We start from the raw sequence: 20607 nt of genomic DNA on the forward strand, positions 1-20607 counted from the left end.
CTGGTGGCGATAGCGAAGAGGTCACACCCGTTCCCATACCGAACACGGAAGTTAAGCTCTTTAGCGCCAATGGTAGTTGGGACTTTGTCCCTGTGAGAGTAGGACGTTGCCAGGCACTTGAAAAAAGACTAGCTATTTTAGCTAGTCTTTTTTTATTATTCACAGAGTATAAGCTATCTACATAAAATGGGGTAAATGAACTGCATAAACAAGTTACATCTTGTCGATACTTATTTAGTGGAGGTGGAGAGTAATGGAAAAACAAATTAAAACATGTTCCGTTTGCCATGAACAGCATACAAAGGGTATTGAGGTGTTTTCCAGCTTTATATGCCAACACTGCGAGGTAGAGATTGTAGAGGTGGATTCATCTCATTTTCGTTATCAATTGTTAGTAGATCAATTAAAGAGAATATCAGGAGCGTTTTCTTACTAAAAGCCCTTTTTTATAAGGGCTTCTTTATATGGCTCAAAAAAATCATCTAAGTTTGTTATAATGAAAGAAAAATGAATTTTGATAGGAAAAATACTTACATATTCTTTTATCAAGTTAATAATGTTATATTTACAAAAAGTAAGGAATGGATGTATGGATACATATTTACCTTTATATAACCGTTTAGTAAGGCACAGCGAAAAGAGATCACTCTCTTACCACGTGCCCGGCCATAAAAATGGTCAAATTCTACCTTCACATATTCAGCCTTCTTACGCAGACTTTTTGCAATACGATCTAACAGAAATTAGCGGATTAGATGATTTACATGAAGCAGAATCTGTTATTAAAGAAGCACAAGAGTTAACGGCAAAGTTGTATGGAGTAGATGAAAGTTTTTTTTTAGTTAATGGTTCTACTGTAGGCAATCTCGCAGCAATTTTATCTCTTTGTCAAGAAGGAGATAAAATTGCTGTTCAAAGAGATTCTCATAAATCTATTTTTAATGCTATTGCTTTATCAAAGGCATCACCTATTTTTTTAGCTCCTGAAATAGATTCAAAAACACATCTTAGTACAGGTGTATCCATTAAAACAATTAAAGCGGCTTTAGAGCGTTCTGAGGATATAAAAGCATTTGTATTAACAAATCCTACTTACTACGGGGTGGCACGAAATTTAAAGGAGACCATTGACTTTATTCATAGCTACCATATTCCTATAGTTATTGATGAAGCTCATGGAGCCCATTTTATTTTAGGGAATCCCTTTCCTTCTTCAGCTGTTACGTATGGAGCCGACCTTGTCGTTCAGTCAGCACATAAAACGCTGCCAGCTATGACAATGGGTTCTTATTTACATATGCAAGGAACATTAGTAAATAAGCAAGCGGTACGGCATTATCTACAAGTACTGCAGTCAAGCAGTCCTTCATACCCTATTATGGCTTCTCTCGATTTAGCACGGTATTATCTGCAACAGTTTACACAGCATGATATCGATAGAGTGACTGACAATATTCATTCGTTTGTTGAAAAGATTAATAAGATTGATACACTTTCAACTATTGATGTAGAAACAGATCAAACTGCTACCGACCTTTTGAAAATGACATTGACTTGTTCGGCGGCAACAGGATATCATTTGCAAAAGGAACTGGAAAAGCAAGATATTTATACAGAACTAGCTGACGTTAACTATGTATTGTTTGTTCTACCGTTAAGCAGCAGTTGGGATTTTAATGATACAATTAAGCGGGTTAGACAAGCAGTAGCGAATATACAGCGTAAGTCATATGAAAAACCACTCATCAAACCATTTCGTTTTTCAAGAGCAACGGTTCTCCTGTCTATGGAAGAAAGAAAACTAAGGACAAAGCATATGTGTTCGTTTGAAGAAGCGATTGGGTGTGTAAGCGCACAATCTATTATTCCATACCCTCCTGGAATTCCTATTTTAATGGAGGGAGAAACGATTACAAGCAATCATATTGATTATATTTTGCATATTCAAAGGTTAAATGGTCATATTCAAGGCGGCTCTTGTATGGAAGAAGGAAAGATAGAAGTATTTAAATAGAGAAAGGAATTTATACATGTCAGGAACGTTTATTACATTCGAAGGGCCAGAGGGTGCTGGTAAGACAACCATCATCCATATGGTTCAACAAAAATTAATACAAGATGGGTATACCATTGTATTAACAAGAGAGCCTGGAGGCATACGAATTGCTGAACAAATTCGTGAAATCATCTTAAATCCGTCTAACACGGAAATGGATGCCAGAACTGAAGCACTTCTTTACGCTGCGGCTAGAAGACAACATCTTGTAGAAAAAGTGATTCCTGAGCTAAATAAAGGGAATATAGTATTATGTGACCGTTTTATTGATAGCTCACTTGCTTATCAAGGAAATGCGCGAGGTATAGGTGTAGAAGATATTTTTGCTATTAATCAATTTGCTATTGAGCAAACGATGCCACAGGCCACTTTATATTTTGATATTGATCCTGAGGTAGGATTAGAAAGAATTAATAAAGGTCGAAAAGATGAGATTAATCGATTAGATTTAGAATCCTTAGACTTTCATTACAAAGTACGAGATGGATATTTATCTCTTTTGAGTGAATTTCCAGAACGTATTCGCCGAATTGATGCAAATCAATCCGTTGAAAAAGTCTGTGCCGAAGCTTATAAACAGATACAATCGATTTTAAAATAAATACAGATGATCGTTATTCTTGCTATACTATTCTTAACAAAAAAGTAAAATGAGGTGTTATTCATGAAATTAGTAATGACCGTTATTCAAGATTCAGATAGCTCAAAGCTTTTAAATGCACTTGTAGAAAGAGGGTTTCGTTCAACCAAATTATCAAGTACGGGCGGATTCTTAAAATCAGGGAATACAACAATTATGATTGGTACAGATGATCATAAAGTAGATGAAGTACTTGATATTATTAAAGGCCAATGTGAAAACCGCAGACAGATGATTTCTCCTGTGGCACCGATGGGCGGTAATGCAGATTCATACATTCCGTATCCTGTTGAAGTTGAAGTGGGCGGAGCTACAGTATTCGTACTACCAGTAGATCAATTTCATCAATTTTAAGAGAGAAGATTTTAAATAGAAAGTGATGATTGAATGGGAAATACATGGGAACAGCTTGAAGCTCTTCAGCCGAACGTATTAAAGATTTTGCAAAACAGCTTACTTAAAGAGCGCGTTGCTCATGCTTATTTATTTGAAGGAAGCAAAGGAACAGGTAAAAAACAAATTAGTTTTTTGTTTGCTAAAGCACTGTTTTGCCAAAATCCAGTTAATCATAGGCCATGCCATGAGTGCAGTAACTGCCGGCGAATTGATTCAGGTAATCATCCAGATATTCACTTGATTGAGCCAGCTGGTTTATCGATTAAAAAAGAGCAAATTCAATTCTTGCAATCAGAATTCACAAAAACCGGTGTTGAATCTAATAAAAAGTTATATATTGTGAATCATGTTGATAAAATGACAGTAAGCGCAGCAAATAGTTTACTGAAATTTTTAGAAGAGCCTGGCAACGGAACTTATGCAATTTTATTAACAGAAAATATACAGCGCTTATTAGATACGATTATCTCACGTTGCCAAGTAATATCATTTCGATCTCTTACACCAGAACAGTTAGCTGAAAAACTAATAGAAAATGGCCTTTCCTCAGCGGATGCGTCCATCTTGTCTAATTTAACAAACAGCATTGATGAAGCAATTGAATTAAGTAAAGATGAATGGTTTGGACTTGCAATAAAGTTAGTGATACAATTATATGAAGTGTTAACAACGAGACCTCAACAAGCTCTTCTTTTTATTCATGAAAAGTGGGTAACACATTTTAAAGAAAAAGAACAAGCTCATATTGGTTTAACTTTATTGATGCTTCTTTATCGTGATTTGTTGACGCTGCAAGTTGGACAAGAGTCTAAAATCGTCTATCGTCATAAAATAGAAGAATTAAAACAGCAAGCTCTTCAGACAACGCAGGAAAAAGCGATTTACCGCTTAGAGGTTATCTTGAAGGCCAAAAATAAATTAAATTCAAATATGAATCTACAGTTATTAATGGAACAGCTGGTGTTGGATTTGCAGGAGGGATAAAAGCTTGTATGATGTAGTAGGCGTTCGCTTTAAAAAAGCGGGAAAAATATATTATTTTGACCCTGGAGAACTTACAATTCCAGATGGTGAGTTTGTTATTGTAGAAACAGTTCGTGGTGTTGAATTTGGCAGAGTGGTTATTAACAAAAAGCAAGTAAGTGAACACGATGTCGTACTTCCTTTGAAAAAAGTAATCCGCATTGCTGAACAAAAAGACAGGCTGATTGTGGATGAAAATAAACAAGCTGCTAGAGAAGCGTATGACGTATGCGTGCAAAAAATTCAATCACATGATTTAGATATGAAGTTAGTAGATGTAGAATATACGTTTGATCGTAATAAAGTCATTTTTTATTTTACAGCAGACGGCCGTATTGATTTTAGAGAGTTAGTTAAAGATTTAGCTGCTATTTTCCGTACGCGAATTGAGCTTCGTCAAATTGGTGTGCGAGACGAGGCAAAACTGTTGGGCGGGATAGGCCCTTGTGGACGTATGCTATGTTGCTCAACGTTTTTAGGTGATTTTGAGCCGGTTTCTATTAAGATGGCCAAAGACCAAAACCTATCGCTTAATCCAACGAAAATTTCTGGTTTATGCGGACGTTTGATGTGTTGTTTAAAATATGAAAATGATGAGTATGAAACGGCAAAAGAACAGCTTCCTGATATAGGCTCAACAATTAAAACTTCAGACGGTTCAGGACGTGTAGTGGGTTTGAATATTTTGGAAAGAATTATTCAAGTGGAACTGTCAGATCACGAACAAATTTTAGAGTATACTCTGGATGAGATCAATAATGAAGGTGCTGTTTCGTTTCAAGCCACAGATTAACGAGGTGGGCAAAGGTGGATAAAAAAGAGATTTTTGATTCGGTGACAAACATGGAGGAACAAATTGGTCATTTATATAAGCAGTTAGGTGAGTTGAAAGAGCATCTTGCTGAGCTAATTGAAGAAAATCATCATCTGCAAATAGAAAATGATCATTTGCGCCGTCGCCTTGACCAGACAAACTTCGAAACGAAGCTGAAAAATAGACATTCAAAAGCAAGCGCTCAAACAAAGGAGCAAAAACAAATTGATATCGGAGAAGGATATGACAATTTGGCTCGCCTTTACCAAGAGGGTTTTCATATTTGTAACATTCATTATGGAAGTGTGCGTAAAGATGGAGACTGTTTGTTTTGCTTGTCATTTTTAAATAAAAAGTAACAACACCTCTCCCTTTTGGAGAGGTTCTTTTTATGAGTAAAAGATGTAAATAATAGATGTACAAGGAGAAGAACGATTATGGTTGAGTTATATGGAGATGAACGTTTAGATTATCTATTAGCCGATGAGGAGATGCGCATTATTCAAAGTCCGTCTGTCTTTTCCTTTTCATTGGATGCTGTGCTTTTATCTCACTTTGCTTATGTCCCAATTCGTAAAGGTAACTTGGTTGATTTATGTTCAGGAAACGGTGTAATCCCACTATTTTTATCTAAACGAACAAAGGGAAAAATCATTGGTGTAGAAATTCAAGAGCGGCTACACAGTATGGCGCAAAGAAGCATTGCGTATAATCAGCTGGATGGGCAGATTAAAATGATACATGGTGATTTAAAAAATGCACCTCAAGAACTGGGTTATGGAAAATATGATGTTGTAACATGCAATCCTCCTTATTTCACCACATCTAGTAAAGAAGAAATAAATGAAAACGAACACTTTGCAATCGCTCGCCACGAAATTCATTGTTCGTTGGAAGATGTGATTAGAGCCAGCAGTCAACTAGTGAAACAAGGTGGAAAAGTGGCATTAGTTCACCGTCCAGGAAGACTATTAGATATCGTTACGTTAATGAGGCAATATCGTTTAGAGCCAAAGAGACTTCAGTTTGTCTATCCTAAAGATGGAAAAGAAGCAAATACACTTTTAATTGAAGGTACGAAGGATGGAAGTCCAGATTTAAAGATTCTTCCTCCGCTTGTGGTCTATCAAGATAACGATGAATACACGGATGAATTAAAAAGGATTTTATATGGAACAAAATAATCATTATTTTTATGTAGTTGAATGCAAGGACTGTACGTATTACGCTGGTTACACGAATAATTTGCAAAAACGTATTTCTGTCCATAATGAAGGGAAAGGGGCAATATATACGAGAGCAAGAAGGCCTGTTTCATTAATTTGGCATGAGGTGTTTGCTTCTAAAACAGAAGCTATGCAAAAAGAGTATTGGTTCAAACAGTTAAGCAGAGTGCAAAAACAGGCTTACATTCGAAGGGAGCAAGAAAAGCAGAATGAAATCACAAAAAAGTTATGATGTATCGAATGAACGAGGCGTTTTATACTTAGTTCCCACTCCTATTGGAAACTTAGAGGATATGACATTTCGTGCGATTCGAATTTTAAAAGAAGTTGATTATATTGCCGCAGAAGATACGAGACAAACGAAAAAACTATGTAACCACTTTGAGATCGATACGCCTATTACAAGTTATCATGAACATAATAAACATACAAAAAGTGAACAGCTGTTAAGGGACTTAGACAGTGAAAAAAATATTGCTTTAGTAAGCGACGCAGGGATGCCTTGTATTTCAGATCCTGGTTATGAGTTAGTGGTAGCTGCCGTTAAAGAAGGATATACGGTTGTTCCGCTGCCGGGGCCTAACGCAGCATTAACAGCTTTAATTGCTTCTGGACTACCTACGGGGCAGTTTTATTTTTATGGATTTTTAAACAGAAATAAAAAGCAGCGTAAAGAACAGCTTCAAGAGCTTCAGTATATTAAGGAAAGCATGATATTTTATGAAGCCCCTCATCGATTAAAAGAAACGCTAAAAAGTATAGAAGAAATTTTAGGGAACCGATCTATTGTATTATGTAGAGAGTTAACAAAGCGCTATGAAGAATTTTTAAGAGGAAGCGTATTAGAAGCAATTGAATGGACAAATTCCACAGATATTAGAGGCGAATTCTGCTTAATTCTTGAAGGAACAAATGAAGAAGCGCCAGATGAAAGTAATCTATGGTGGGAACATCTCACTATTATCGAGCATGTTGATCACTATGTAGAAGAAGGACTTTCAAACAAAGAAGCTATTAAGCAAGTGGCAAAAGACCGAGATGTGTCAAAGCGAGACATTTATAGTGAATATCACGTACATTAAAAAAAGCTGTCTATCATAGACAGCTTTTCGTTTTATTTAGAAGCTTGTAAAGAATCTTGAAGTTCTTTCATGATTTGTTCTGCACCTTCACGGCTTAGAATTAATTTACCGCTAGCAAGTTGAATGTTATCATCAGATACTTCACCTGTTACTTGGCAAGTCATGTTTGGTTTATATTTCTTTAAGATGATGCGCTCTTCATCTACATAGATTTCTAGAGCATCTTTCTCTGCAATTCCTAATGTACGACGTAATTCAATTGGAATTACTACGCGTCCTAATTCATCAACTTTACGAACAATACCTGTAGATTTCATGTTAATCGTTCTCCTCTCGATAATCATTTTTCTATGTTATTACTTTCGTCATTATTCGACAATTTCAACGTACTTTCATAATACCAGCGTTTCCAAAACTAGTCAATCATTTTATATGTAAAAAAATGTAGCTGGGAAAAAATTTTTTCGAGACTTGTTTACAAGCTAATTGTGACCGTCAGTCAAGGGATGACAAGGGGTTTCGTTGGAAAAAAGATTAATTCCCTAAATAGCTTGATATTAACTATTTTGAAGATAGGGTAAATATATTTCGACATAAAACGACAAAATTAGACCTATTTGTCGTTTTTATCAAAGTGACTTTTTGAATGGGGGTATATTTTATATAAAAATAGGGCGAAGCTGATACAATTAACAGGATTATTTTTTGGAAAAATAACGATTATTTAAAAATGAAGTGAATCCGTCATATTCCCATGTATATAGGAAGAGAATGTTTTGAAATTATCATGTAAAATAGTATGATAGATAGTAGAATAAGAAGACAGGGTTTATATGATTACATCCATATAAATCAAAATGTTGAAATGGAATGTTGGAGGTTATGAACATGGCAGATGGAAATAATACATTTTACATTACTACGCCGATTTATTATCCGAGTGGTAAATTACATATAGGGCACGCATATACGACGGTAGCGGGAGATGCAATGGCTCGTTATAAACGTTTGAGAGGGTTTGACGTACGTTATTTAACAGGTACGGATGAACATGGTCAAAAAATTCAGCGAAAAGCAGAAGAGAAAAACGTGACACCTCAGCAATACGTAGATGATATTGTCTCTGGAATCAAAGAGCTTTGGGATAAGATGGATATTTCGTATGACGATTTTATCCGTACAACAGAACCAAGACATAAAGAAATCGTGGAAAAGATTTTCGCGCGCCTTTTAGAACAAGGTGATATTTATCTTGATGAGTATGAAGGTTGGTACTCAGTTCCCGATGAGACGTACTATACAGAGCATCAACTAGTAGATCCAATCGTTGAAAATGGAAAAGTTGTAGGCGGAAAAAGCCCGGATAGCGGACACCCTGTAGAGCTCGTTCGAGAAGAGTCCTATTTCTTTAAAATGGGGAAATACGTAGATCGTTTACTAGCTTTTTATGAAGAAAACCCTTCATTTATTCAACCAGAATCCCGTAAAAACGAAATGATCAATAATTTTATTAAGCCTGGCCTTGAAGACTTAGCTGTTTCTCGTACGACGTTTGATTGGGGGGTAAAAGTTCCAGGTAACCCAAAACACGTTATTTACGTATGGATTGATGCGCTTTCTAACTATATCACCTCTCTTGGGTATGATACAGAGAACGATGAAAACTATCGAAAATACTGGCCGGCTAACGTACATTTAGTAGGAAAAGAAATCGTACGTTTCCATACTATTTATTGGCCAATCATGTTGATGGCACTTGATTTGCCACTTCCTAAGAAAGTATTTGCTCACGGCTGGTTATTAATGAAAGATGGAAAGATGTCGAAGTCAAAAGGGAATGTAGTAGACCCAGTGACATTGATTGACCGTTATGGATTAGATGCCCTTCGTTACTACTTACTTCGTGAAGTTCCATTCGGTTCAGACGGTGTATTCACACCAGAAGCGTTTGTTGAACGTATTAACTTTGACTTAGCAAATGACCTTGGCAACCTAGTTAATCGTACAGTGGCGATGATTAATAAGTATTTTGATGGTGTTATTCCGACTTATGAAGGAAATGTAACAGAGTTTGATGCACTTATCGTACAAGCTCAAAAAGATACAGTAAATAAATATGAAGAAGCGATGGAGGATATGGAGTTTTCAGTGGCTCTTGCTTCTATCTGGCAATATGTAAGCCGCACGAATAAATACATTGATGAAACGCAGCCTTGGGCGTTAGCAAAAGATGAGAATAAGCGTGCAGAACTTGCTTCCGTTATGACACATCTAGCTGAATCAATTCGTCACATTGCTGTATTACTACAGCCATTCTTAACACGTACACCTGAGAAAATTTTTGCTCAGATCGGTGTAAAAGAAGGTGTGTTAAAAACGTGGGAAAGCACGACGCGCTTTAATATGCTTAAAGAAGGCACAAAAGTAGAAAAAGGTGAGCCAATGTTCCCTCGTCTAGATCGAGAAGAAGAGGTAGCATTTATTAAAGAGCAGATGCAAGGAAGTGCTCCGAAAGAAGAAAAACCTGTTATAAAGGAAGAGCCTTCTGAAGAGATTACGATTGATGATTTCATGAAAGTAGAGCTTCGTGTAGCGCAAGTTACGCAAGTAGAACCAGTTAAAAAGGCAGATAAACTATTAAAGCTGCAGCTTGATCTTGGCTATGAAAAACGCCAAGTTGTATCAGGTATTGCCAAGTTTTATAAGCCTGAAGAATTAGTAGGTCGCAAAGTAATTTGTGTAACCAACTTAAAACCTGTAAAACTGCGCGGCGAACTATCACAAGGAATGATTTTAGCGGGTGAAGATGAGAATGGTCTTTCACTAGCAAGCGTAGATCAAAACTTAGCAAACGGCACGAAGATAAAATAAGTATAGGTAAAAGGGGTGTTTCACGTGTAACATGCGAGGACCCCCTTTTATTCATGGAAAGGATCGATTAGATGTTGTTTGATACACATGTTCATTTAAACGCAGAACAGTATGAAGATGATTTGCAAGAAGTAATTAATCGCGCGTTAGAAAAAGGTGTTCAAAACATGGTGGTTGTTGGATTTGATGAACCTACCATTAAAAAAGCTATTCAAATAGCTGAAACGTACGAATTTATCTATGCTAGTGTAGGATGGCATCCAGTAGATGCAATTGATATGACGGATGAGCACTTAGCTTGGATTGAAGAGTTAGCTCAGCATCCGAAAGTTGTGGCTTTAGGAGAGATGGGATTAGACTATCATTGGGATAAATCACCTAAAGAGGTTCAAAAGGACGTATTTCGCCGTCAAATTCGCTTAGCGCGCAAAGTGAATTTACCTATCATTATTCATAATCGTGATGCAACGGAAGACGTAGTAACAATTTTAAAAGAAGAGCATGTAGAAGAAGTAGGCGGGATTATGCATTGCTTCACGGGCAGTATTGAAGTAGCGAAGCAGTGTATGGATATGAATATGTATATTTCTTTTGGTGGACCTGTTACATTTAAAAATGCAAAAAAACCAAAAGAAGTTGCTGCAGAACTTCCTTTAGATAAACTATTAATTGAAACAGACTGTCCTTATCTAACTCCTCATCCATTCCGCGGCAAGCGCAATGAACCTGGTTATGTGTCATACGTAGCGGAGCAAATTGCAGAGTTAAAAGGGATAACGTATGAAGAATTGGCTGATATTACAACAGCTAACGCCAAAAAGCTATTTGGCATTAATGATTAAAACTTTTTCTCATATAACAATCATTTTCGTGTTAAAGTAAAGATAGGCGCAGAGGAGAATGTTATCCTCTGCCTTTTTCAGTTAAAATAACAGATAGTGCTTTTTAATTTAGTTGATAATAAGATAAAACGTTGATTTCATAGAAGAAAAATGATGTGAGTGACGAGCATTTCATTTTTACTGAAAAGCAAATGAACAAAACTGAATGTTTTGGAGGAAGAAATGAAGATTAAAGAAATTATTGTAGTAGAAGGTCGGGACGACACTGTAGCGATTAAACGTGCAGTGGATGCAGATACCATCGAGACAAATGGATCAGCTGTAAATGAAGAAACCATCGAAAAAGTAAAATTAGCTCAAAAAACAAGAGGCGTGATTATTTTTACAGATCCAGATTACCCAGGACAGCGAATTCGAAATATTGTTTCAGAACGTGTTCCAGGATGTAAACATGCATTTTTAGATAAAGAAGAGGCTCGCCCTAAAAACGGCAAAGGTATTGGAGTTGAACATGCTTCTATTGCGTCTATTCAAAAAGCACTAAAAGATGTAAAGCAAGAGTGGGTAGAAGCAGATATGGAGATTTCTCAAGAGGATTTAATCGTAGCTCGTTTGGTAGGAGATAGTCAAGCCAAGTCTAGACGTGAAAGAATAGGAAAGTTATTAAAAATAGGCTATGCCAACGGAAAGCAGCTCCATAAACGATTACAGATGTTCCAAATTTCAAAAGAGGAGTTTATCAAAGCTGTTGAGCAGATAAATAAGGAGGAAAAGGAATCGTGTTAAAAGATATTGCAACGCCTAATCGAACCAAGGAAATTTTAAAGAAATACGGTTTTACATTTAAAAAGAGTTTGGGACAAAATTTTTTAATTGATACGAACATTTTACATCGTATTGTTGATCATGCAGAAATAACAGAAGAAACGGGAGCAATTGAAATTGGACCTGGTATCGGAGCGTTAACTGAACAGCTAGCAAAGCGCGCAAAAAAAGTACTGGCATTTGAAATCGACCAGCGTCTGCTTCCGATTTTAGCCGATACTCTTTCTCCTTACCCAAATGCAAAAGTTATTCATCAAGATGTGTTAAAAGCGGATTTAAAAGAGACGCTCGAACAAGAATTCGAAAACATAGAAGATTTAATGGTCGTTGCGAATTTACCGTATTACGTGACGACACCAATTTTGATGAAATTATTAGAGGAGCAAATTCCGGTACGGGGAATCGTTGTTATGCTTCAAAAAGAAGTTGCCGACCGTATAGCAGCTAAACCGGGAACAAAAGAGTACGGGTCACTTTCTATTGCGATTCAATACTATACAGAGGCTGAGACGGTTATGATTGTGCCTAAAACAGTATTTAATCCGCAGCCTAATGTAGATTCAGCTGTTATTCGGCTGCTGAGAAGACCGAAGCCAGCGGTAGAAGTACAAGATGAAGCATTCTTCTTCCAAGTTGTACGAGCAAGTTTTGGACAGCGCCGAAAAACCATTTTAAACAATCTAGTGAACAACTTGCCAAATGGGAAGCAGAAAAAAGCGGACATTGAGCAAGCACTTGCAACTGCTGAAATTGATCCGAAAAGAAGAGGCGAAACGCTGTCTATTCAAGAATTCGGAACGTTAAGTGACCAACTTTTAAAATCATTTCGCTAAATCATCACATTTTTATCATGAAGTCATAGGCTATGAAGAGAATTTATTTTTGAAGTAGCAAAGACGGAGTGAAGCATATGAACATCAAAATTGGTGATATAGTTACACGACCTTCTTATCAAAGAGATTTGCTTTTTCGTGTTATAGCTATTAATGACAGCGAAGCGGGGAAATATGCGACTTTAATAGGAGAAGACGTTCGGTTGATTGCCGACGCTCCTTGTACAGATCTAGAGGTTGTGGATGCTAAAGAACAGGATCAAAGAAAAAAACAAGAAGAAGAACTTTTAGAAAGATCCTTGGAGCTTATTCAACAGGATTATCGGCTCGTTCGAGAGAAAACTGAATATAGCATGACAAATGGATACAGCCATTCACATCGCTTATTTCAAATTCCAGGAAAGGTCCTGCACGTAGACGGAGACCCTAATTATTTACGTAAATGTTTGTTAGTTTACGAAAAAATTGGTGTTCCTGTTTATGGTGTTCATTGCGTAGAGTCAGAAATGCCGGAGAAAGTTGGAAAGCTAATTGAGGATGTAAGACCCGATATTCTGGTGCTGACAGGGCATGATGCCTATTCCAAAGGAAAAGGAAATAAAGATGATCTCCTTGCTTATAGACATTCCAAGCACTATATTCAAACAGTCCAAGAAGCAAGAAAAAGAGTTGGTAATTTAGATCAGCTGGTGATTTTTGCAGGTGCCTGTCAATCGCATTTTGAATTATTGATTCAAGCTGGAGCAAACTTTGCTAGTTCACCTTCGCGTGTAAATATTCATGCGCTTGACCCTGTGTATGTAGTAGCAAAACTAAGTTTTACTCCTTTCACGGATCGTATTAACGTATGGGACGTCTTACGTAATACATTAACGGGTGCTAAAGGTTTAGGAGGAGTAGAAACAAAAGGGCTGCTTCGCACGGGCATGCCTTATGAAAGCGATGAGTAGAAATAAAAACAACTGGTTACAGCATGTACACGCATGATGTGCAACCAGTTGTTTTTTCGTATGAACCCAAAGTATACGCTTAATTACACAAAATCATTTTCAATATTTGCTAAAGATATACATATTTCGTTGAAAAACGAGCATACTAACAGCGAAATGTAGATTCATGTTGAAAATTATTTATTGACACAATTAGAGATAGATTGTTATAATTTTATGTTTTTGACTATTTTTCTAACATGTGTTACACTATACATAGTGAGGTGGACCAATATGGCGAAAACTTTGTCTGATATTAAGCAAGCGCTGGATTTGCACCTAGGCCAACGATTAACTTTAAAAGCAAACGGTGGTCGTAGAAAAACAGTAGAACGTTCAGGTGTATTAACAGAAACGTACCCATCTGTTTTTATCGTTGAATTAGATCAAGAGGAAAACTCTTTGGAGCGCGTTTCGTATAGTTACGCAGATGTGTTAACGGAAACAGTGCAACTAAAATTTTTCTAAGAATGACATAGGCAATATAGCAAGTGGTGATGAGCAGTGGACATTGGTTTACTGCTTTTTTATTGGTCTTTTTTTCAAATTATATATACATTATTTTTTATACATACTATACATATCGTCCTCGCGTTTCTTATGGAAGTGAGCGAGGAGATTCAGGTTGAAATTTCATTTTATACGTAAAGGAGCCATGTGCAATGTCAAGGCGTAGAGGGATTATGTCATCGAAGCTGAAAGAAGAACTGGCTAAAGAACTTGGTTTTTACGATACTGTACAAGCAGAAGGCTGGGGCGCTATTCGGGCAAAAGACGCAGGTAATATGGTGAAGCGAGCTGTAGAGCTTGCACAGCAGCAGCTAAAGCAATAGCATAGTGAAAATCAATGCTTATACGATTATTTAAAGTGAAATGAGGAAAACCGAAGTGTATAACCGCTTCGGTTTTTTTGTCCCAAAATGAAAGATAAAACAGAGGATTAAACAAAGATGTTTAAATGAACAGCTATATCTTGTTCATTTTATGATAAAATAGCGTTAAACTCGATAAGATGAAGTAGGTGAAGTAAGTTGAAATTAATGGTGAAAGCACCGGCTAAAATAAATTTGTCACTTGATGTGTTACATAAACGCCCAGATGGTTACCATGAAGTTAAGATGATTATGACAACAATTGATTTAGCGGACAGAATTGAACTTTCTGATCGTGAAGATGGACGAATTGTTATTTATTCTCATAATCGCTTTGTTCCAGATGACCAGCGAAATCTCGCTTATCAGGCAGCGCAGATTTTGAAGCGACGTTATAACATTTCAAAAGGTGTAAATATATTAATTGATAAACATATTCCAGTAGCTGCTGGATTAGCTGGAGGCAGCAGTGACGCGGCTGCTACATTACGCGGTTTAAATACGTTATGGGAATTAGGCTTATCATTAGACACACTTGCAGAAATAGGGGCTGAGATTGGCTCTGACGTATCTTTTTGCGTGTACGGAGGGACAGCTCTTGCTACAGGGCGCGGAGAGATTGTAGAGCATATTGAGGCACCTCCAAGCTGCTGGGTGATTTTGGCTAAGCCTGAAATAGGTGTTTCTACAGCAGATGTATATCGCAACTTAAAAATTGAGGAGATGGATCATCCTAAAGTAGATGAGATGGTTCACGCCATACAATCAGGAAATTATGATCAAATGTGTAGCCTTGTCGGAAATGTATTGGAAGCAGTAACGCTGAAAATGCATCCGGAAGTAGCTCTCATTAAAGAACAAATAAAGCGTTTTGGCGCCGATGCTGTACTCATGAGCGGCAGTGGGCCGACTGTATTTGGACTTGTACAGCATGATTCACGTATGCATCGCATTTATAATGGATTACGTGGCTTTTGTGATAAAGTTTATGCAGTTAGGTTACTAGGTGAACGAATAACGCTTGAATAAATCCGTATGTTAATGTTATATTTACATTACAATATTCGGATTTTCAGGAGGATGTTATGAAGTTTCGACGTAGTGGACGATTAATTGATATGACCAACTATTTCATTCAAAACCCTCAGCGCCTTATCCCTCTTACGTATTTTGCAGATAAATATGATTCCGCAAAATCATCTATTAGCGAAGATATGGCGATTATTAAACAAACTTTTGAACAGCAGGGTATCGGAACCTTGGTTACGCTACCAGGGGCTGCCGGCGGAGTTAAATTCATTCCAAAGATGACGAATGAAGAAGCCGGTCAGCTTGTTCAAGAATTATGTGGGTTGATTGAAAAACCTGAGCGTTTATTGCCAGGTGGATATTTATATTTAACTGATATTTTAGGGAACCCTCGCGTTGTGAATAAAATCGGTCGCTTGTATGCATCGCTTTTTGCTAACCGCAAAATCGATGTTGTGATGACTGTAGCAACAAAAGGTATTCCTATTGCGTATGCGGTTGCTCAGTATTTAGACGTGCCCGTTGTTATTGTGCGCAGAGACAGTAAAGTAACTGAAGGATCGACCGTTAGTATTAACTACGTGTCAGGTTCATCTAAGCGCATTCAAACGATGCTGTTAGCTAAAAGAAGTTTAGCGGTGGGGTCAAATGTACTCATCATTGATGATTTCATGAAAGCTGGCGGCACTGTAAATGGAATGGTTAGTTTGCTTGAAGAGTTCGATGCAACTGTTGCTGGTATTGGAGTTTTAGTAGAATCAGAAGATATTGAAGAACGTTTAGTGGATGAGTATGTGTCTCTTGTACAATTAACAGATGTAAATATTAAAGATAAACAAATTCGTGTACAGGAAGGCAATTACTTAAAATATATTTGATCAAGTAAGGGAGAGGAACATATGTTACAGGTTCAAACAAAAAATGCACCGCAAGCTATTGGTCCATATTCACAGGGAATTGTTGTGAATAACTTGTTTTACAGTTCAGGTCAAATTCCACTTCGTCCAGATGGTACGTTGGTCGAAGGCGATGTTCAAGTACAAGCTACTCAAGTATTTGAAAATCTAAAAGCAGTTCTTGAAGAAGCTGGAGCTTCTCTAAATACAGTTGTAAAGGCAACCGTGTTCATTAAAGATATGAACGACTTCACAGCGTTAAATGAAGTCTATGGTGACTACTTCGGCGACCATAAGCCGGCACGTTCATGTGTAGAAGTAGCGAGACTACCTAAAGATGTACTTGTTGAAATTGAAGTTATTGCGCTTGTTAAAGGGTAATTAAATTAACAAATTTCTAACAAAAAGCAAGTAACTTCCAATTGTTCACTTTTTTTGCGAAAATTTTCTAAAAATTTTTTCTGAATAGCAGGAAAACACAAAATTCTGTGGAATTAAGTATGTAAAGCTTCGCATAGAAAAAGGTGGTGAACAAGATGGAAGTAACTGACGTAAGATTACGCCGCGTGAACACTGAAGGACGTATGAGAGCGATTGCTTCAATCACATTAGATGGTGAATTTGTTGTTCATGATATTCGTGTGATTGATGGTAATAATGGCTTATTTGTAGCCATGCCAAGTAAACGTACACCGGATGGTGAGTTCCGTGATATTGCACATCCAATCAATTCAAATACTCGCGGAAAGATTCAAGATGCTGTTTTAGCAGAATATCATCGTTTAGGTGAGGTAGAAGTTGAATTCGAAGAAGCGGGTGCTTCGTAAACATATGATACATTAAGAGTCTACTGAAAAGTAGGCTCTTTTCTTTTTGATTACCACTTATATAATTTCACACCTTTGTAAAACTTTAGCATTACCAAAAAATAAAATTCATGACTTATAAATGATTCCTTGAAATGCTGTCATTTTTGATATAATATTCTTAATGGATAAAAAGGTAAAATTGGAGGCCTGTTATGTCAAAAAGATATGCAGTCATATTGGCAGCTGGTCAGGGTACACGTATGAAGTCATCTTTATATAAAGTGTTACACCCTGTGTGTGGCAAACCGATGGTGCAACACGTAATTGATCAGTTATCACGCTTAGATTTAACAAATTTAATTACAGTTGTAGGTCACGGTGCCGAAAAAGTGAAATCACATGTTGGAGATAAAAGCTTATTTGCTTTACAAGAAGAGCAGTTAGGAACAGCTCATGCAGTAATGCAAGCAGAATCTTTACTTGCACATGAAAAAGGTACGACAATTGTTGTATGTGGAGATACTCCGCTTATTACAGCTGAAACAATTGAATCTTTATTAAAGCATCATGAAGCAACAAATGCAATGGCAACTATTTTAACGGCTCATGCAGAAGATCCAACAGGATATGGACGCATCATTCGAAATGAACAAGGCTCTGTTGAAAAGATTGTTGAGCATAAAGATGCCACAGAACAAGAGCGTCTTGTACAGGAAATTAATACTGGTACGTATTGTTTTGATAATGAGAAATTATTTGAGACACTTTCAAAAGTTTCAAATGATAATGTTCAGGGAGAGTACTATTTACCTGATGTTATCGAAATTCTAAAAAATGAAGGTCAAATTATTTCTGCATATCAAACATCCGATTTTGCTGAAACATTGGGCGTTAATGATCGATTTGCTCTGTCACAAGCAGAAGAAACAATGAAAAAGCGCATCAACAAGCAGCATATGTTAAATGGAGTGACGATTGTGGATCCTTCTAACACGTACATTTCAGCAGATGCTGTCATTGGCAGAGATACGGTTATTTATCCTGGTACGGTTATTCAAGGAACAGTTGTAATTGGAGAGAATTGTGAAGTAGGACCTAACAGTGAAATTAAAGACTGCAAAATAGGTAATAATACTTCTATTCGCCATTCTGTTGCTCACGATAGTGAAATTGGTCACGAAGTCACAATTGGCCCATTTGCACATATTCGTCCTCAATCATTAATTGGAGATGAAGTGCGCGTAGGAAACTTTGTAGAAATTAAAAAAGCATCTTTTGGCAAAGGTAGCAAAGCTTCTCATTTAAGTTATATTGGAGACGCAGAGGTCGGAAAAGGTGTAAACTTAGGGTGCGGATCTATTACAGTTAACTACGATGGGAAAAATAAATTTTTAACAAAGATTGAAGATGGGGCATTCGTAGGATGTAACTCAAACTTAATTGCACCTGTAACAATTGGCGAAGGCGCCTATGTTGCAGCTGGTTCAACCGTAACGGATGATGTGCCGGGAAAAGCATTATCAATTGCTCGTGCAAAACAAGTAAATAAAGAAAACTATGCTGAAAAGCTTGATATTAATAAAAAATCCTGACGGAGGTTTCACAATAAAATGTCAAATGTATATGCTGATGAAAATTTAAAGTTATTTACGCTAAATTCAAACAAGGCTTTAGCTGAAGAGATCGCAAAAGTAATTGGTGTGGAATTAGGTAAATGTTCGGTTGATCGTTTCAGTGACGGTGAAATTCAAATTAACATTGAAGAAAGTATCCGTGGTTGTGATGTATTTATCATTCAATCAACAAGTGCTCCAGTTAACGAACACTTAATGGAATTATTAATTATGATTGATGCATTAAAACGTGCATCAGCTAAAACAATTAACATCGTTATGCCTTACTATGGCTATGCTCGTCAGGATCGTAAAGCTCGTGCACGTGAACCAATCACTGCCAAATTAGCAGCAAATATCATTGAAAAAGCGGGAGCTACTCGTATTATCACATTAGATTTACATGCTCCTCAAATTCAAGGTTTCTTCGATATTCCAATTGACCATTTAGTAGGTGTGCCAATTTTAGGTGAATACTTCAAGAGTAAAAACCTTGATGACGTTGTTGTTGTATCTCCGGACCACGGTGGCGTAACGCGTGCTCGCCGTTTAGCGGAACGTCTAAAAGCGCCGATCGCTATCATTGACAAACGTCGCCCACGTCCAAACGTAGCAGAAGTTATGAACATTGTTGGACAAGTGGAAGGAAAAACAGCAATCTTGATTGATGACATGATTGATACAGCTGGTACAATTACAATTGGTGCAAGTGCATTAATTGAAGCAGGTGCAAAAGAAGTATATGCTTGTTGTACACACCCGGTTCTTTCAGGCCCTGCGATTGAGCGTATTCAAAACTCTACAATCAAAGAGCTAGCTGTAACAAACTCTATTGCTTTAACAGAAGATAAGAAAATTGGTAAAGTAACAGAACTTTCAGTAGCTCCGTTAATTGGTGAAGCGATTATTCGTGTTCACGAAGAGCAATCAGTTAGTACGTTATTTGATTGATAAACAGAACCTCTTTCCAAATGGAAAGAGGTTTTTTTGAAAAAAATTAAATGTGCTAATCCCTGATTTTAAAGGGATTTGGACGGGGTGAGCAAAGATATATTGCTGATTGAAACGAGTTTTATGTTTAGCAGCCTTCTAAAAAGGGTACATTTTAAGTAGAAAACATACTGGAAGGTGAATAAAATGAGTATTTCAATTCAAGCAAATAAAAGAACGGATTTTAAAAATTCTACAAATAGAAAAATTCGCGACGAAGGAAACTTCCCAGCGGTTGTTTACGGAAATAAAACAGAATCCACACCTATTTACTTAAACAGTGCTGATTTTATTAAGACTATTCGTGAAGCAGGACGCAATGGAGTGTTAACATTACAAGTGGACAAGCAAAAATATTCCGTAATGTTACATGATATTCAAACCGATCCATTAAAAAACGAAATTGTCCACGCCGATTTCCAAGTGGTCGACATGAAGAAAGAAATTGATACTGAAGTTTCTTTATCTCTAGTGGGAGAAGCAAAAGGAACAAAAGAAGGCGGCGTATTACAGCAGTCTCTATATGAAATTTCATTAAAAGGCTTGCCGCAAGATATCCCATCATCTATTGATGTAGATGTATCAGATTTGGGAATTAACGATACAATTACAGTAGGGGATATTAAGGTAGATAAAAAGCTAGAAATTACGCATGATGCAGAAGATACAGTTGCTTCTGTACTACCTCCTCAACAGGAAGAAGAGCCGGACAGCGGCGAAGTTCAGGATGCTGAAGGCGATGTTGAAGCAACAAAAGAAAAAGATAGCGAAGAATAATATAAAAAGACGTAACCAAAAGGT

General features: G+C 37.0%; 25 protein-coding genes and 1 rRNA gene. 25 read left to right on the forward strand and 1 reads right to left on the reverse strand.

The window, feature by feature from the left end; genetic code table 11:
• The 11 genes from rrf to rsmI all read left to right on the forward strand — a co-directional run bounded on the left by rrf (nucleotide 1) and on the right by rsmI (nucleotide 7237).
• A 5S ribosomal RNA gene (rrf, locus tag ACOZIR_RS26985) occupies nucleotides 1-115 on the forward strand.
• 138 nt (nucleotides 116-253) lie between these two features.
• On the forward strand, nucleotides 254-436 hold the full coding sequence (locus ACOZIR_RS26990) for a sigma factor G inhibitor Gin (RefSeq protein ID WP_013054842.1): 183 nt from the start codon (nucleotides 254-256) through the stop codon (nucleotides 434-436).
• Nucleotides 437-589: 153 nt separating this feature from the next.
• Nucleotides 590-2014, forward strand: coding sequence for an aminotransferase class I/II-fold pyridoxal phosphate-dependent enzyme (locus ACOZIR_RS26995; protein WP_421536054.1), 1425 nt, complete (start codon nucleotides 590-592; stop codon nucleotides 2012-2014).
• Between the two features lie 16 nt (nucleotides 2015-2030).
• Entirely contained in the window at nucleotides 2031-2657 is a 627-nt protein-coding gene (gene tmk / locus ACOZIR_RS27000) for a dTMP kinase (RefSeq protein ID WP_045294835.1), read from the forward strand.
• 63 nt (nucleotides 2658-2720) lie between these two features.
• Nucleotides 2721-3050: a cyclic-di-AMP receptor gene (locus ACOZIR_RS27005; protein WP_043979044.1), complete on the forward strand. Its 330-nt coding sequence runs from the start codon at nucleotides 2721-2723 to the stop codon at nucleotides 3048-3050.
• A 33-nt stretch (nucleotides 3051-3083) separates the two neighbouring features.
• Complete coding sequence (gene holB / locus ACOZIR_RS27010; RefSeq protein WP_045294832.1) at nucleotides 3084-4076, forward strand: DNA polymerase III subunit delta'; 993 nt, start codon at nucleotides 3084-3086, stop codon at nucleotides 4074-4076.
• Between the two features lie 4 nt (nucleotides 4077-4080).
• Complete coding sequence (locus ACOZIR_RS27015; protein ID WP_013054847.1) at nucleotides 4081-4908, forward strand: PSP1 domain-containing protein; 828 nt, start codon at nucleotides 4081-4083, stop codon at nucleotides 4906-4908.
• Between the two features lie 14 nt (nucleotides 4909-4922).
• Nucleotides 4923-5288 carry a DNA replication initiation control protein YabA gene (gene yabA, locus ACOZIR_RS27020; protein WP_013054848.1) on the forward strand — a complete coding sequence of 122 codons (366 nt, stop codon included), beginning with the start codon at nucleotides 4923-4925 and terminating at the stop codon, nucleotides 5286-5288.
• 78 nt (nucleotides 5289-5366) lie between these two features.
• Nucleotides 5367-6113, forward strand: coding sequence for a tRNA1(Val) (adenine(37)-N6)-methyltransferase (locus ACOZIR_RS27025; protein ID WP_045294830.1), 747 nt, complete (start codon nucleotides 5367-5369; stop codon nucleotides 6111-6113).
• The gene (locus ACOZIR_RS27030) at nucleotides 6100-6387 is read left to right on the forward strand and encodes a GIY-YIG nuclease family protein (RefSeq protein WP_421536055.1); all 288 of its coding nucleotides are present in this window, start codon (nucleotides 6100-6102) and stop codon (nucleotides 6385-6387) included. The genes ACOZIR_RS27025 and ACOZIR_RS27030 overlap by 14 nt, the downstream gene beginning before the upstream one ends.
• Complete coding sequence (rsmI, locus tag ACOZIR_RS27035; RefSeq protein WP_045294827.1) at nucleotides 6365-7237, forward strand: 16S rRNA (cytidine(1402)-2'-O)-methyltransferase; 873 nt, start codon at nucleotides 6365-6367, stop codon at nucleotides 7235-7237. The genes ACOZIR_RS27030 and rsmI overlap by 23 nt, the downstream gene beginning before the upstream one ends.
• A gap of 32 nt (nucleotides 7238-7269) precedes the next feature.
• On the opposite strand, the gene ACOZIR_RS27040 is transcribed toward rsmI, so the two are convergent.
• Nucleotides 7270-7560: an AbrB/MazE/SpoVT family DNA-binding domain-containing protein gene (locus ACOZIR_RS27040; protein ID WP_170836841.1), complete on the reverse strand. Its 291-nt coding sequence runs from the start codon at nucleotides 7558-7560 to the stop codon at nucleotides 7270-7272.
• 565 nt (nucleotides 7561-8125) lie between these two features.
• On the opposite strand from ACOZIR_RS27040, the gene metG reads away from it, so the two are divergent.
• The 14 genes from metG to ACOZIR_RS27110 all read left to right on the forward strand — a co-directional run bounded on the left by metG (nucleotide 8126) and on the right by ACOZIR_RS27110 (nucleotide 20583).
• Nucleotides 8126-10108: a methionine--tRNA ligase gene (gene metG, locus ACOZIR_RS27045; protein ID WP_045294825.1), complete on the forward strand. Its 1983-nt coding sequence runs from the start codon at nucleotides 8126-8128 to the stop codon at nucleotides 10106-10108.
• A gap of 71 nt (nucleotides 10109-10179) precedes the next feature.
• Nucleotides 10180-10950: a TatD family hydrolase gene (locus ACOZIR_RS27050; RefSeq protein WP_045294824.1), complete on the forward strand. Its 771-nt coding sequence runs from the start codon at nucleotides 10180-10182 to the stop codon at nucleotides 10948-10950.
• A 222-nt stretch (nucleotides 10951-11172) separates the two neighbouring features.
• Nucleotides 11173-11736, forward strand: a complete 564-nt coding sequence (rnmV, locus tag ACOZIR_RS27055) for a ribonuclease M5 (protein ID WP_045294822.1) — start codon at nucleotides 11173-11175, stop codon at nucleotides 11734-11736.
• Complete coding sequence (rsmA, locus tag ACOZIR_RS27060) at nucleotides 11730-12608, forward strand: 16S rRNA (adenine(1518)-N(6)/adenine(1519)-N(6))-dimethyltransferase RsmA (RefSeq protein ID WP_045294821.1); 879 nt, start codon at nucleotides 11730-11732, stop codon at nucleotides 12606-12608. Before rnmV ends, rsmA begins: the two co-directional genes overlap by 7 nt.
• Before the next feature lie 77 nt (nucleotides 12609-12685).
• On the forward strand, nucleotides 12686-13558 hold the full coding sequence (gene yabG, locus ACOZIR_RS27065) for a sporulation peptidase YabG (protein ID WP_025601509.1): 873 nt from the start codon (nucleotides 12686-12688) through the stop codon (nucleotides 13556-13558).
• 273 nt (nucleotides 13559-13831) lie between these two features.
• Nucleotides 13832-14065, forward strand: coding sequence for a biofilm formation stimulator Veg (veg, locus tag ACOZIR_RS27070; RefSeq protein WP_013054859.1), 234 nt, complete (start codon nucleotides 13832-13834; stop codon nucleotides 14063-14065).
• A 194-nt stretch (nucleotides 14066-14259) separates the two neighbouring features.
• Nucleotides 14260-14430: a small, acid-soluble spore protein, alpha/beta type gene (locus ACOZIR_RS27075; RefSeq protein WP_013054860.1), complete on the forward strand. Its 171-nt coding sequence runs from the start codon at nucleotides 14260-14262 to the stop codon at nucleotides 14428-14430.
• Nucleotides 14431-14628: 198 nt separating this feature from the next.
• Nucleotides 14629-15498: a 4-(cytidine 5'-diphospho)-2-C-methyl-D-erythritol kinase gene (gene ispE / locus ACOZIR_RS27080; protein WP_013054861.1), complete on the forward strand. Its 870-nt coding sequence runs from the start codon at nucleotides 14629-14631 to the stop codon at nucleotides 15496-15498.
• A gap of 56 nt (nucleotides 15499-15554) precedes the next feature.
• On the forward strand, nucleotides 15555-16376 hold the full coding sequence (gene purR, locus ACOZIR_RS27085; RefSeq protein WP_013054862.1) for a pur operon repressor: 822 nt from the start codon (nucleotides 15555-15557) through the stop codon (nucleotides 16374-16376).
• Nucleotides 16377-16397: 21 nt separating this feature from the next.
• Nucleotides 16398-16775 carry a RidA family protein gene (locus ACOZIR_RS27090; protein ID WP_045294819.1) on the forward strand — a complete coding sequence of 126 codons (378 nt, stop codon included), beginning with the start codon at nucleotides 16398-16400 and terminating at the stop codon, nucleotides 16773-16775.
• A gap of 155 nt (nucleotides 16776-16930) precedes the next feature.
• The gene (gene spoVG, locus ACOZIR_RS27095; protein WP_013054864.1) at nucleotides 16931-17221 is read left to right on the forward strand and encodes a septation regulator SpoVG; all 291 of its coding nucleotides are present in this window, start codon (nucleotides 16931-16933) and stop codon (nucleotides 17219-17221) included.
• 194 nt (nucleotides 17222-17415) lie between these two features.
• The gene (gene glmU / locus ACOZIR_RS27100) at nucleotides 17416-18795 is read left to right on the forward strand and encodes a bifunctional UDP-N-acetylglucosamine diphosphorylase/glucosamine-1-phosphate N-acetyltransferase GlmU (RefSeq protein WP_014462060.1); all 1380 of its coding nucleotides are present in this window, start codon (nucleotides 17416-17418) and stop codon (nucleotides 18793-18795) included.
• Nucleotides 18796-18813: 18 nt separating this feature from the next.
• Nucleotides 18814-19767: a ribose-phosphate diphosphokinase gene (locus ACOZIR_RS27105; RefSeq protein ID WP_014462059.1), complete on the forward strand. Its 954-nt coding sequence runs from the start codon at nucleotides 18814-18816 to the stop codon at nucleotides 19765-19767.
• 186 nt (nucleotides 19768-19953) lie between these two features.
• A complete protein-coding gene (locus tag ACOZIR_RS27110; protein ID WP_028412640.1) occupies nucleotides 19954-20583 on the forward strand; it encodes a 50S ribosomal protein L25/general stress protein Ctc in 630 nt (209 codons plus the stop codon).
• Nucleotides 20584-20607: the final 24 nt, after the last annotated feature.

This window comes from Priestia sp. D3YE.R1, from assembly GCF_049199565.1.
GTDB classification, from domain to species: Bacteria; Bacillota; Bacilli; order Bacillales; family Bacillaceae_H; genus Priestia; species Priestia aryabhattai.